The organism is Tumidithrix elongata BACA0141 (genome assembly GCF_036349135.1).
In the GTDB taxonomy this organism is placed as follows: domain Bacteria; phylum Cyanobacteriota; class Cyanobacteriia; order Pseudanabaenales; family Pseudanabaenaceae; genus Tumidithrix; species Tumidithrix elongata.
On record NZ_JAZBJZ010000071.1, the window covers coordinates 1 to 14,562 of the forward strand.

Annotated in this window: 8 protein-coding genes; 4 read left to right on the forward strand and 4 right to left on the reverse strand. The window is 47.0% G+C overall.

The genetic code is table 11. The annotated features are described in order from the left end of the window. Positions 1-86: 86 nt before the first annotated feature. The 3 genes from V2H45_RS16310 to V2H45_RS16320 all read left to right on the forward strand — a co-directional run bounded on the left by V2H45_RS16310 (position 87) and on the right by V2H45_RS16320 (position 6,328). Positions 87-1,532 carry an adenylate/guanylate cyclase domain-containing protein gene (locus tag V2H45_RS16310; protein WP_330484719.1) on the forward strand — a complete coding sequence of 482 codons (1,446 nt, stop codon included), beginning with the start codon at positions 87-89 and terminating at the stop codon, positions 1,530-1,532. 593 nt (positions 1,533-2,125) lie between these two features. Further along, the gene (locus V2H45_RS16315) at positions 2,126-5,500 is read left to right on the forward strand and encodes a CHAT domain-containing protein (RefSeq protein ID WP_330484720.1); all 3,375 of its coding nucleotides are present in this window, start codon (positions 2,126-2,128) and stop codon (positions 5,498-5,500) included. Between the two features lie 111 nt (positions 5,501-5,611). Next, positions 5,612-6,328, forward strand: a complete 717-nt coding sequence (locus V2H45_RS16320; RefSeq protein ID WP_330484721.1) for a Uma2 family endonuclease — start codon at positions 5,612-5,614, stop codon at positions 6,326-6,328. A 47-nt stretch (positions 6,329-6,375) separates the two neighbouring features. Here the strand turns inward: V2H45_RS16320 and V2H45_RS16325 are convergent, their stop codons facing one another. The 4 genes from V2H45_RS16325 to V2H45_RS16340 form a co-directional block, all read right to left on the reverse strand. Continuing rightward, positions 6,376-10,296, reverse strand: coding sequence for a hydantoinase B/oxoprolinase family protein (locus V2H45_RS16325; protein ID WP_330484722.1), 3,921 nt, complete (start codon positions 10,294-10,296; stop codon positions 6,376-6,378). 100 nt (positions 10,297-10,396) lie between these two features. Continuing rightward, on the reverse strand, positions 10,397-11,443 hold the full coding sequence (locus V2H45_RS16330; protein ID WP_330484723.1) for a D-alanine--D-alanine ligase family protein: 1,047 nt from the start codon (positions 11,441-11,443) through the stop codon (positions 10,397-10,399). A gap of 19 nt (positions 11,444-11,462) precedes the next feature. Next, positions 11,463-11,948 carry a GNAT family N-acetyltransferase gene (locus V2H45_RS16335; protein WP_330484724.1) on the reverse strand — a complete coding sequence of 162 codons (486 nt, stop codon included), beginning with the start codon at positions 11,946-11,948 and terminating at the stop codon, positions 11,463-11,465. A gap of 117 nt (positions 11,949-12,065) precedes the next feature. After that, on the reverse strand, positions 12,066-12,926 hold the full coding sequence (locus V2H45_RS16340) for an acyl-CoA desaturase (RefSeq protein WP_330484725.1): 861 nt from the start codon (positions 12,924-12,926) through the stop codon (positions 12,066-12,068). Positions 12,927-13,030: 104 nt separating this feature from the next. Between V2H45_RS16340 and V2H45_RS16345 the strand changes: the two genes are divergently transcribed. After that, complete coding sequence (locus V2H45_RS16345) at positions 13,031-14,218, forward strand: TetR family transcriptional regulator (protein WP_330484726.1); 1,188 nt, start codon at positions 13,031-13,033, stop codon at positions 14,216-14,218. Positions 14,219-14,562 lie beyond the last annotated feature (344 nt).

Below are 14,562 nucleotides of genomic sequence, written 5' to 3' on the forward strand. Positions count from 1 at the left end.
CTTACCCTCTTTTTTACCTCATATTTTACCCTGTCTTATAGCGGAAAGGGAGTAACAATCGATTTCAAGAACTTTTGCCAGACAAGATGCTGGTTTTTACCGCGCCGCAGACCGATGGAAAATTACATCTGCGAGGCGAACTTTATCCCGTGGCAATTCACGATACCTATGCGATCGATTTGACGTTGCGGTATGACGAAGATGGAGCGGTTCCCTTAACTTACGATCGCTTGATCGACCTCAATCCTAAAGGCATACGTGCCTCGCTAGGACAGACGCTATTTGTAATGCTCAAGTTAGCGGATTCAGTGGCTTCGCCTTCGGAGGTGGCGAGAGTTGCTTTACAATTTCTATTGGGAAGAAACGATCTACAGGAAGTTGCTAGGGGTTCTCTGCTTGGGAGTCCGATTGTAGAATTTGAGTATGGCGTGGAACCTGCCGAACATGCGCTGGTTTGGTTGGATGGGAATTCGCGAACGACAGAAGCAGAACAAGAAGGCGCGTACTACGTTCCCTTGTTCAATCTGCTCTGCTATCGTAGTAAGATTCTCTATGTATACGAACAGTCGCGTTGGTGCTTTGAACAACTACAAGTAATGGGTGGAAACATGCGGCAAAAGGGGCAAACCCTAGCTGCTTGGAGTAGTTCTGATGCCGACAAACAAAAGTTTATGCGTGAGTGGCTGGATGAGATTCCGACTCAGGCGATCGCTTACGAAGCCTACCTGCGCGATATGGAGAGTCACTTAATTGCATCGGAAATCAATATCAAAAATTACACGTTATGGTTAAAGCGGTTGCGGAAGCATTGCTTTATCGAAGACGATCTTGGCTTTTTGGAAATCTTTGGGGATGTGTGCGATAGCCAACAGCAACAAATTCAAATCGATTTGCAATTGGCGGCATCGATGCCGGCTGCCTTTGCGTCTACCGTGCCAATTTTACGACAGAGTTTGGAATCGCAAGTCGCAGATGGTTCGAGCGATCGCAATATCTTATCTGCGGTCAACAATAATGGGAAAGTACTTGCGGCAATTTTGTTTACGGATGTGGTTGGGTATTCGGCAAGAATGGATAGGGATGAGGAACGCACGATCGAGCTAGTCGATCGCGATTTTGCCTTAATGCATGACATCTTTGAGAGGGAAGGTGGCGTGTTGGTGAATACGATGGGCGATGGGCTGATGATTCGCTTTGATCGTGTGAGTCAGGCAGTGGATTGCGCGATCGCAATGCAGGCTTCTCTGGTATCGGCAGCTAAGGAACTACCCACCGATGATGTGTTGCAGCATCGCATTGGGATTCATGTCGGGGAGGTGCGGATTAGAGGCAAAAATACCCTGGGTAGGGATGTGAATATTGCGGCGCGGCTGGAAGGGAAAGCAGCTCCTGGGAGTATTTGTATTTCGCAGGCGGTGTATGAAGCGGTGAAAGATCGGTTGCCCGATGGAGTGCTAGTAGAGCGATTGGGACAGGTAGCGCTCAAGAATATGGGCTATATTGAGGCGTATCATCTTACGTTAAGTAGATAAAACAATGGAGAATACCCTACCTATAGAGCAATCTAAAACGGATAGATTTTAAGTTTTTGCAAGAAACAAAACCTGCGGAAGTGGTATGAATACTATAACTAGGAAGTAATGTAATGTCAAAACTGGCCATAACTTATTTTTTTATACTAATAGGTGTTTTAATATTCTTTGCTATGTCAAGGGTAAATATAACTTTGGCATGTTTATCCGTTTTTATCTATCTTCTGCTTCTATTTCTTTTTTCTCGATATCTTCAATACCATAGAATAAAACCAAAGTCGAAATTTCAGCGATCCTCCTCAGATGATGTCAGCGAGCAGGAACAAGATGAAATTCCAGATGAATATCTTGTACTATTTCAAAAACTGATTGCCTGTCCAATTGAAGAAGAGGTTGACATTGTCAACACCAATCGAAACTTATTAAATATCAATAGACTCACTCAGTATATGGAGAATTTAGCAGATAAGTTGCAAGATGAGAGAACAGAGAAAACAACTAATTTACTAAGAGATAAGGCGAAAAGGATAAGAAATTATCTGGCTACCAATTTCCCTTTTGACGAAAAAGAGGATAATTGGGAACTCTTTCTCTTGAATAACAGGGATCTCTTTCTCTTTTTGCTCGATGTGATCAAGTCGATCGCGATACTCAATGACGCAGATCGGAGCCATCACAAGGAGGTCATTTTTCCCCTGTTAGCTTCAAACACTGATAAACTAGTACCTGCGTTGGGTAAAATTATCCAATGGTGGTCATTGGAAACCTTTACGCACGGTACCCCAGATCGAGTACGACGAATTGCTGGATGTTGTCATACCCTCGGCAACTTATTACATGAGTTTCCCCTGGGGAATCCACGCTCGAACAAGCAGAATGCGATCGCTTGCTATAGCGCTACCTTGCATGTTTTTACTGAATCAGAACTACCTCGGTCTTGGTCAGCAGCCCAAAACGATCTTGGTTCCGCATATATTAATTTAGCGCCGTTTTCAGAGAATCCGAAGCAGGAAATCGAGAATGCGATTGCCTGCTATCGTTCAGCTTTAAGGGTTGATACTAAGGAAGAAAGACCGCAAGAATGGGCCGAAATTCAAAATAATCTTGGAGTTGCATATAGCGATTTAGCTGCATTTTCGGACAGTCCCAAGCAAGCAATTGAATTGGCAATCAGTCACTATCAGGCTAGCTTGCAGATCAGAACCAAAGCGGCAATGCCTCAAACTTGGGCTAAAACCCAAAATAATCTCGCAACCGCCTACAGCGAGTTAAGACCGTTTTCAGAGAATCCGAAACAGGAAATCGAGAATTCGATTGCCTGCTATCTCTCCACTTTGCAGGTTTCTACTGAAGCGGCAATGCCTCAAGCTTGGGCATTGATCCAAAATAATCTTGGTCTGGCATACATTACTTTAGCGCCATTTTCAGAGAATCCAAAACAGGAAATCGAGAATTCGATTGCATATTATCGCGCAGCCCTTAGAATTAGAACCGAAGAGAAACTTCCTCAAGATTGGGCTGAAACCCAAATTAGTCTGGGAAACACCCTCAGTCTTTCAGAACTATTTTCAGAGAATCCGAAACAAGAAATTGAGAATGCAATTGTCTGTTATCGTGCAGCCTTAAAGGTTTGTAAAGAAGTTGAAGAGGCTCCCTGGGGTAAAATTCAAATTAATCTCGGCAATGTTTACAGGAAACTAGCATCGTATTCCGAGAATCCCAAGCAAGAAATTGAGAATGCAATCGCCTGTTATCATGCAGCCTTAAGGGTCATTACCGAAGAGGAAAGGACAGAATTTTTTGCGAAGATCCATAATAACCTTGGCATTGCATACAAAGATTTGGCATCGTATTCTGAGAATCCCAAGCAAGAAATAGAAAATGCAATCTCTTGCTTAAGGATAGCTTTACGGGTTAGAACCGAAGAGGAAAGACCGCAAGATTGGGCTGCAACTCAATATTATCTCGGCAATGTCTACATGAAATTAGCATTGTTTTCTGAGAATCCTGCACAGGAAATCGAAAAGGCGATTGCCTGCTATTACTACGCATTGAAGATTAGAACTAAGGTAAAAACACCTCAAGTTTGGGCCGACACTCAAATTAATCTTGGTGCTGCCTATGCTTTTTTAACAGAGTATTCTGGCAATCCCATGCATGAGTTAGAACAAGCGATCAATTGCTATCGTTCTGCCTTAGAGGTTTGCTTGCCTGAAACTCGATCTGTCAACTGCCTCCAGATTGGTAAGAATCTAGGGAATCTAGGCTTCGCCAAAAACTTCCCTGACATCGCGATAGAAGGCTACACCATTGCGATCGCCGCAGTCGAGAACTTACGCTCTGAAGCCATTGACCCAAACCGCCGCGAAGAAATTCTCTCTAATGCCATTGAGGTCTATGCCAACCTGATTCAGGTCTATGTCGATCGCGGCGAATACGACAAAGCCATAGAGATTTGCGATCGCTCCAAAGCCCGTAATCTCGTCGAACTCCTCACCACCCGCGATCTCTATCCTCAATGCGACATCCCCCCTGAGATCCTTGCCGAACTCGATCGCCTACGCGGCGCGATCGCCACTGCCGAACGCCAACTCAACCAATCGGTCAGCGATTCCCAACAATTCCTGTCAGATACAGATGGTGATATCCGCAGCGTCGATGCGCGTTCCCTTCGCGCCCAAGCCGATACCGCCGCACGCGATCGCCTCGTTCGCCTCAAACAGGAACTCGATACCCTGATCCAAACCGAAATCCAGCATCAAGATCCCGCCTTTTCACTAACCCAAAAAGTTCAACCCCTTACCTTTGACCAGCTTCGCGACACGATTCCCAGCGATAAGACCGTCATTCTGAGTTGGTACATAGCAGGCAATAAACTCATCGCCTTTCTGATTTCCAGAAATAGCGACCAACCCACACTTTTCCCCTATCCCTATGATGCATTAGAGCAACTCATCGCCCTTCTGGATGATTACATAGACAACTACCGCGACCAAAAACAAGCGTGGCGAGATCGACTCCCCGATCTGCTTCAACAGTTGTCTAATATTCTTCAGATCGATCGCCTGCTTGAAGCAATCTTTCAACTTCAATCCAACTGCGATCGACTCATCCTCATTCCTCACCGCTTTCTGCATATTCTCCCTCTTCATGCCCTACCCCTTGCCAGTCAAGGTAACTACCTCCTCGACGCATTCCCCAACGGCATCCGTTTTGCCCCTAGCCTTCAAGTGTTGGGACTTGCCCAACAACGCCAAAAAACTGACCTTGACAACCTCCTCGCCATTCAGAACCCTACCGAAGATCTTCCCTTTACTGACTTTGAGGTAAGCATTCTGCGACGGTTCTTTACTCCCAACGATGCCGTTCTCATCCATACTGCCGCTACTACTGAAGCACTGCGTAATTCCCAAATCGAGCGATCGCACTGCTTGCACTTCGCCTGTCACGGCTACTTTAACTTCGCCCAACCCGAGCGATCCGCACTCCTGCTTGCAGGCAGCCAAACAGACAACAACGACGAATCTAAATGTCTCACCCTGCTCGACCTGTTTCAACTCAAACTACAAAAATGTGGTCTGGTTGTTCTCTCGGCTTGCGAGACAGGACTGACCAACTTTAATAGCCAAAGCGATGAATTTGTCGGTTTGCCCAGCGGCTTTCTGTTTGCAGGTAGTCCCAGCGTAATCAGCAGCCTATGGACAGTAGACGACCTCGCCACCTCGTTACTCATGGTGTCATTTTATCGCCACCTCAAAGCAGAGCAAATGCCCCCAGCCCTTGCCCTCAAGCAAGCTCAAAACGACCTCCGCCTGACCAAAGTCGAACTCGTTGCCCTAGCCGATCGCCTCAACCTCGACGGCGAAGCCCGCACCCGTTTCGATAGTGCCATACGTAAATTCTCTGATGACGACAGACCCTATGCCTCGCCTTTTTATTGGGCAGCTTTTCAAGCGATCGGGCAGTAGCATGTCTACAATTTTCCTGACATCTCATCATTTTCGAGGAAAACTTTTAGATGCGATCGCATCTAAAAGTTTTCAGGATAGAATACTTCTTGCAGCCTTTCCCCTAATGCTATGACACAGGCTCCTGTTTTCTCCTTTGAACCGATTAACCCTTGGAGCGATGAACCGCAAATGGAATCGATTCAGCACCTCGACCAAATGATGTTGCTGCTTACTTGTTTGCGTTGGCATTGGCGCGACAGGAATGACTATTTTGCCGCAGGTAACTTAACGATTTTTTATAGTCCGCGCCAGCGTAAATCAGAGGACTTTCGCGGCCCAGACTTTTTTCTAGTGAAGGACTGCGATCCTGACATGACTCGCCGCAGTTGGGTGGTATGGCAAGAGGGCGGTCGTTATCCTGACCTGATTGTCGAGATTTTATCCGATAGCACTGCCAAGACCGATCTCGGCTTAAAAAAGCAGATTTACCAAGATATTTTCCGTACGCCTGAATATTTTTTATTTGAGCCGCATACTTTTTGGTTTGAGGGATATCAATTGGTTGTGGGGCAGTACGAACCAATTGTGGCAAATGCAGAAGGGCGACTCTGGAGTCAAGAACTGCAACTATTTTTGGGCGTGCATGAAGGACAGGTACGATTCTTTATGCCTTCGGGCGATTTGGTGCTAACACCTCAAGAATCAGCCTTATTGGTAGCTGAACAGGCTGAACAGGCTCAGCAAGAGGCAAAGCTAGCTCAACAAGAGGCTGAGGCAGAGCGCAAACAACGCGAGAAACTTGCCGCTAAGCTGCGCGAACTGAATATCGATCCTGATTCTCTATAGCGATCGCATAGAAATTAACAGGCTTGCCATTCCCAACATCTAGCGAACTATAAAGATACTTCGCCAAAACCACCGCCCCCCGGGGTTTCAATGATGATGCGATCGCCTGCTTGCATCGCGATCGCGCCTGTACTGGCTAGAGTTTCTACTTCACCATTTTGGCGATCGATCCAATTGCGTCCTGTCATACCAGAATGTCCTCCCTGCAAACCAAATGGGGGCACAACGCGATGATTAGATAAAATTGCTGCTGTCATGGGTTCTCGAAATTGGATCTGGCGAATCACGCCATTGCCGCCGCGATGCCTACCCTGTCCACCACTATGGGGACGGATGGCAAAGTTCTCTAAAATCACGGGAAATCGCCATTCTAAAACTTCAGGATCGGTGAGTCGCGAATTGGTCATATGAGTTTGCACGGCATCCGTGCCATCAAAATCATTTCCCGCCCCCGAGCCGCCACAAATGGTTTCGTAATATTGGTATTGGGCATTGCCAAAGGTGAAGTTATTCATCGTGCCTTGCGCCGCTGCCATCACACCGAGCGCCCCATAGAGTGCATTTACGATCGCTTGCGAAGTCTCCACATTGCCAGCAACGACAGCAGCGGGATAACGCGGATTTAGCATACAGCCTTCAGGTACGACGATCTCCAACGGTTCCATACAGCCGGCATTCAGAGGAATGTCATCGTTTACCAAGGTGCGAAACACGTAGAGAACGGCAGCTTTACAGACAGCAAGGGGTGCGTTGAAGTTATTGGCTTGTTGGGGCGAAGTCCCCGTAAAGTCGATCTTGGCGGTGCGTCGCTCGGGATCGAGGGCGATCGCGACTTGAATCTGACAGCCCCCATCGAAGGGATAGGTAAACGTATATTGGGAAGTTGAAGTGGTTTCGATCAAATTTGCGATCGCTTTGCGGACGGATTCTGCGGCATTGTCTTGGATATGCTTCATGTAAGTCTGTACGGTGGCAAGACCGTATTCCTTGGCGATTCGCAGGAGTTCCTTCGCACCATATTCATTCGCGGCGATCTGGGCTTGCAGGTCGGAAATATTTTGGGCGGGATTGCGAGCGGGATATTCTCCAGAGGTAAGTTGTTGGAGTACCGCCTGTTCGCAGAAACTGCCCTGTTCCACCAACCGAAAATTATCGAATAGAATCCCTTCTTGATTGATGTTGGTGCTATCGGGAGGCATAGAGCCCGGGGTGATGCCGCCAATATCGGCATGATGTCCGCGCGAAGCTACATAAAAGATCGGAGCGGAATGCGTTCCATCAAATACGGGTGTGATTACAGTGATATCGGGTAAGTGCGTACCGCCATTGTAAGGATTATTCGTAGCAAATACATCCCCCCTATGAATTCCCTTATGAATTTCCTGCTTTGAATCTTGAATTAAAGCCTTCACGCTTTCACCCATGGAACCAAGATGTACGGGAATATGCGGGGCATTGGCAACCAGTTGCCCTTCCTCATCAAAGATAGCGCAGGAAAAATCCAACCTCTCGCGAATATTCACACTGGCACTGGTATTTTGCAACGTGAAACCCATTTGTTCCGCGATCGCACGAAAGAGATGATGAAAGATCTCTAGCTTGACTGGATCGGGTTTACCCCCTTTAATTCCCCCTTGCAAAGGGGGAAGATCGGAGATCCAGTCCCCTCCCCTTGCCAAGGGGAGGGCTAGGGTGGGGTTATTTTCTTCTTGCAAAAAATTCTGTGTTTCCAGTAGCTTATCAACGGGGATTGGAGAAGATCTTTCGTTATCTACATTCAAAAGGATATCCAAAGATTCTTGATCGCGTTTTCTCAGGATTAAATGATTGCGCTCCGTGAGTTCTGCCTCCCAAGTTGGCTCGACAATATTCGTCCCTGTGGCATCGAGGATAATTGCCGCCCCTGAAATCCGATCGCTAGGTTGCAAATCCTCCCGCCGAAAGATCGGAGCTTGATACCATGCTCCACCAGAGTAGATTTGAGTTGTTGCCACAGGCAAGGGAGGCACAGCGTGAGTTCTTTCCCGTATGGGTTCTTCGGGAATATCCATTTTGCCAATGACTTCCACCGCGATCGCCTGTACGATGATGATGCGATCGGCAAAGATAAAACCATAACGTTCTTGATGGGCTCGTTCAAATTCTGAAATCAGATCGATATACCGTAATTCCTGAATGGAAGAATTTATGTAATCCCAGCTAAAATCGATATCCAAAGGCGAATCCGTGCCTTCATAACGCAGTCTTAGCAACCCATTGCTTTCAATCCTTAAAAGGTCAGGGGACTCCGAATCCAAAGATTCTGAGCTGAGATCGGACTGCTGGATTTCCTCTTTACCTGCTAGAAGCAATTCATCGCCGATCGCATCTAAATCTGAGAGAATTTCTGGCGCTAACTTTGATTCAATGCTACGTTCCTGAATTACGCGTAGGTCAGCCAAACCAATACCATAGGCAGATAAAACCCCAGCATAGGGATGGATGAATACCGTATGAATTCCCAAAGCATCAGCGATCGCACAGGCATGTTGTCCGCCCGCACCCCCAAAACAACAGAGCGCATATTCCGTCACACCGTAGCCTCGTTGCACGGAGATTTTTTTGATGGCAGATGCCATCTTCTCCACGGCAATTTCTAGAAATCCTGCTGCGATCGCTTCGGGCGTGCGATCGCTTCCAGTTTCGGTTTGAATTTGGCTGGATAACTCCGCAAACTTTTGCCGCACAATCTCGCGATCGAGGGGTAAATCTCCATTCGCTCCAAATACACTAGGAAAAAAGTCTGGCTGGAGCTTCCCAAGCATGACATTGCAATCTGTAACCGTTAGTCCGCCCCCATTGCGATAACAAGCTGGTCCGGGAAAAGCCCCTGCGGATTCTGGCCCCACCCGATACCTCGCCCCATCAAAGGAGATTAAGGAACCACCACCCGCTGCGACAGTGTGAATTGCCATCATCGGCGTACTAAGCCGAACTCCCGCAATTTCAGTGGTTAGCGATCGCTCGTAGGTTCCTGCATAGTGTGCTACATCCGTAGAAGTCCCGCCCATATCAAAACTGATAATCTTATCAAATCCAGCCTGTAAGCTGGTCTGGACTGCTCCGACAATCCCTCCTGCGGGGCCTGAGAGAATGCTGTTTTTCCCTTGAAACAAAGCGGCATCAATCAATCCTCCGTTGGACTGCATGAACATGAGTTTTGTGCTTTGGGGGGAATTCTTTCCTAAAGCGATCGGTGGTTCTCTCGATGATTCCCATAGAAATTCACTGCCGATCTGCTCGACGTAACGCCGCAAAATCGGTGACAAGTAGGCATCCACCACGGTGGTATCGCCGCGACTAATCAGCTTCATCAAGGGGCTGACGATATGCGATACCGATATCTGGGTAAATCCAATCTCTCTGGCTAATGACGCAACTTTTTGCTCGTGGGCGGGATAGCGATAGCCATGCATCAAGGCGATCGCACAAGCCCGAATTCCTTGCTCGAAAGCAGCCTGCAATTCTGGGATTAAATCCTTTTCATTCAAGGGAACTAAAACTTCACCTTGGGCACTGTACCGTTCCTCTACCTCAATCGCTTGCTCGTAAAGCATTTCTGGCAAGAGAATCTGACGGGCGAAAATATCAGGACGATTTTGATAACCAATCCGCAGGGCATCCTTAAAACCCTTAGTAATTAAAAGCACTGTGCGATCGCCTTTTCGTTCTAACAAGGCATTAGTCGCCACCGTAGTCCCCATTTTGATCGCGGCAATCTGCTCCACGGGAATCGGGCGATCGCCTTGTGTGCCCATAATTTCTCGAATCCCTTGGATGGCAGCATCTTTGTAGCGATCGGGATTTTCGGATAAAAGCTTATGGACGATCAGTTGACGACTGGGGCTTTGCGCCACAATGTCAGTAAAGGTTCCACCGCGATCGATCCAAAATTGCCATTTTTGCGCCATAAATCCCGAGCCACCCATCAAAGCCTAATCGCATGTGCTGGAATCCAAATTCAAGAGATATTGGGATCCAATAGCTTCCAACTAGGGGAAGCTATTGAATGTCCGATCGCCAGAATTTCTAGCTAGATTTTTCTAGAGCTAGGTCAATCAGGCGATCGCATAGATCGGCAAAAGGAATGCCCGAATATTCCCACAGTTTCGGGTACATACTGAGGGCAGTGAAACCGGGAAGCGTGTTGATCTCGTTGATCAATACCGTGGCAGTCGATTCGACATAGAAAAAGTCAACTCTGGCTAATCCAGAGCCTGCTAGGGTTTGAAATGCCTTAACGGACATTGCTTGCACCGCCTCGATCACTTCAGAAGGCAAGTTTGCAGGAATAATTAGCTCAGCCATGCCTGCGGTGTATTTGGTTTCGTAGTCGTAAAAATCGCTCTTGTAGGTAATTTCACCGACGATCGAAGCTTGGGGTTGGTCGTTCCCTAAAACCGCACACTCAATTTCCCTAGCTGTGACACCCTGCTCGACGATGATGCGAGAGTCGTACCCGATCGCACTGGCGATCGCAACTTCTAACTGAGCGAGATCGCGTACTTTAGAGATCCCCACCGACGAACCCAGATTGGAAGGCTTCACAAAACAGGGATAGCCCAGTTCGGTCTCAATATATTCGCCCCAAGACTCTGGCTCCTGCTGCCACTGCCAGCGACTTAAAGCCACATATTTCACCTGCGCCAAACCTGCCTGCGCGAATAAAGACTTCATCAAAATCTTATCCATGCCCACAGCGGAGGCGAGGACGCCATTGCCGACATAGGGCTTTTGCATCAGTTGAAGTAAGCCTTGCACAGTGCCATCTTCACCATTGGGCCCATGCAGTACGGGGAACCAGACATCGATCTGGTTTGCTTCAATGGGTAATTGCCATTGGATTACTTGGGAATTTGAGCTTGCAGAGGGTTCCGCTTGGGTTTGTTGAAGTACGGCTTGGGACTTGGTCGGATTGCACCACAAGCCATCTTTTTGAATATAAAACGGCTGCAAGTCATAGCGAGAATTTTGACTGAGTGCAGAGGCGATCGCTTTGGCTGAGGTAATTGACACTTCGTGTTCGCCCGATTGCCCGCCAAACAGCAGTCCTACCCGTAATTTTTCAGATTCCATGGTATGTGATTGAGAATTTCTACAGCACTGTAACCGATTGAGTCAGCAAAACCTCAACAGGACTGTTTCGATCGCTAATGGGATCGCTAAACACTTTATTGCAGAGTACCAAGGTCGTACTAGCGTTTAGCTCAAAACCGATGTGCTGATAAAAGCTTTGCTGATGGGTTGTCATCAAATAAACCCGTTCGACATTACAGACTTTGGGGTGAGCGAGAACCGTTTGTACGAGTTTGCGACCCAAGCCCGTACCGCGATAGTCTGGATGAATTACGACATCCCAGATCGTGGCGCGATAGACCGCATCACTAGTAGCTCTGGCATGACCGATGAGGCGATCGCCATCCCAAACGGTTACAACGGGGTCAGAGTTTAAGATCGCCACTGCAAGGCTATCCAAATTTCGCTCGCTTGCCCAGAATGCCCCGATTTTAAATAATTCTAGTAACTGGTTCAGATCGACTTGATCGGCGCGATCGCAAAACCGAATATGACGATTGTCCATATTCATGCAGCTCTTAAGTTTTATTCAATCTTTACACAGCTAAAAACTAATATAGCAGGAGGCACTATGCCCCCTGCTGTAATTGCGATTTCTCCCACAAGATCTGACAATGAGAGACTACTTCTCGGTTACAGGTTGCCAAGGCTCAGGCAAATAGACTTTTTGTGCTAATCCCAAGGTCTTTAACAGGCTAATTGCAGCCCAAGTGACATCGATTTCCCACCAATGCAAACCAGCGCGAGCAGATTTAGGATAAGCATGATGGTTGTTGTGCCAGCCTTCGCCGTAGGTAAGTAATGCTGCCCACCAAAGATTGACTGATTTATCGTTGCTGTCGTCAAAGTTACGATAGCCCCATTTGTGGCAAGCCGAGTTGATCAACCAAGTACTGTGAGAAACCAAGACCACCCGTACAAATATGCCGTAAAGTACAAAACCGATTCCTTGACCTATGGTAGAACCGATAAAGTAAAGAAGAATACCTAGAGGGATTTGTAAAGATAGAAAGTACTTATCTAAAAATTGGTAGTAGCGATCGCTAGCCAAGTCTGGAGCAAAGTTGCGATAATTTTTTAGGTCAAAATGCTCTGGTTTGGAATACAAAATCCAAGCCATGTGACTCCACCACAAGCCCTTTGTCGCCGAGTATGGATCTTTATCATTATCTTCGGTAAAACCATGGTGTTGGCGATGACCGCCCACCCAAAAAATTGGGCCGCCCTGCATAGCCATAGCCCCGATTGTTGTGAAAACGTACTCAAGCCATTTGGGGACATAAAAACTGCGATGGCTTAACATGCGGTGATAGCCAAGACAGATACCAATACTGCCAAATAGCCAATGTAGAAAAATAGTTAAAACTAAGGTTTGCCAAGAGAAATAGCCGATCCCTAGCAAAGCGATCGCGTGGACGACTATATAGAAAATTGTGGTTGTCCAATTCAGTTGAAGTGGCTGTGAGGAGGTCGTTGATGTCATGGAATCTCAGGGAGAAATTGGTAAGATGCAAGTAGTACTTGCACATATATAGATTAACCTGTTTATAGGAAAGAATGCAAGTAGTACTTGCAAAAAAATTTAACATGACCGCATCTCGTATTCCTACTCGCCAACGTATCGTCAACACTGCATTACAGCTTTTTGCGCGTCAAGGGATTACCGAAACAACAACAAGACAAATTGCCGACCAAGCCGAGATCAATGAGGTAACGCTATTTCGCCATTTTGGCAATAAACATGGTCTTTTGCTCGCTGTACTTCAGGAATGTTTGCAACAATATCTATTGCTGACTCAGGTTGGGGAATCGATCATCATCACAGAGATGTCAAATCAAGGTGATTTAAGCAGATTTTTACGCTACTACATGCAAAATTCCCTACGCTTGCTTGAGAGTGTACCAGAACTGTTGCGATCGCTGGTGGGAGAAGCAGGACAATATCCTAGCGAGAGCCGTCAAGCCCTAGCACAGGGGATCGCACAGATCAATCAGTCGATCGCCACTGTCCTCGAAGATGTGATGGCACAAACCCAAACCCACTATCCCCTGGCTCCAATCAAATTAGCGAATCTCGTTAACACCTGTCTCTTGGGCTATGCCGTGATCATGCTAACCAGTGATATTGAGTCGATTTGGTCGAGTTCTGAGGACTTCATCAACACACTCGTGGAAATGATCGTTAAGGATACCGAGGCAATCCAACCCGTGATCGATATTCCTACGGAGACGGTACGCAATATTATGCTGCTGGCAAAGCGTCAAGGGCTTAGAGAATACGCGATCGCCTATCTCCTATTTGGAGCAGGTCTATCGGCAGCAGAGCTGGTTCAACTCAGGCGCGATGATTATCTCACCGCATCCTCTACCCGAGTCTTGAAAATTGGGTCTTTGGGGCAGCGCTTAGTCCCGATCAATCAAAATATTTTGGGGCAGCGCTACGGCTCGGGCTCGAACAACCCACTCACGGCATATCTAAAAAGTCGCAAAGATCAGCATCCAGCCATGTTTTTAGATGCCGATCATCAGCCTTTGAGCTTGACTCAACTCGAGCAGATTTGGCGCGGTTGGGCAGAGCTACATCGCAACCCCGACGGTAGCCCAGTATTGCTAGAGCAGGCCCGTCAAACATGGGGCTTGGATATGTTGGTTCGTGGCATGGATGTTGATAATTTCTGCATTATTAGTGGGTTGAGTCCCCATGAGATCCAGCCCTATTTACAGCGGGTCAAAGAAAAAGCTGCCATTCATCAAGCCATTACGTTAGATGCTTAAGGGCAAAGGTATCGGCTGTGAGTTTTCAGGATTTTGGGGATTAGTGCTGACAACTCATGACTGACACCTGAAAACCGACAACTAAATCTACCCCTACTTGGTTTTGCCGTAAAAAATTCCCTTGTAAGAATTCCCGAATAATGAAAATGCCATGCTATTCTGAGCTATCCCTTGAACCAATGGGTTAAATCAAACGTTGGAATTACCTTTTAAGCTAGATGAATGCGGTATTTTCACTAAATATCGTAATTAAATCTAAAAACATGCTTGAAAATTCTTACAACTAGACCGAAGTTTAGGTATCGTATGTTTTTGTGTTTAAGCCTTTAGCGATACAAATACAC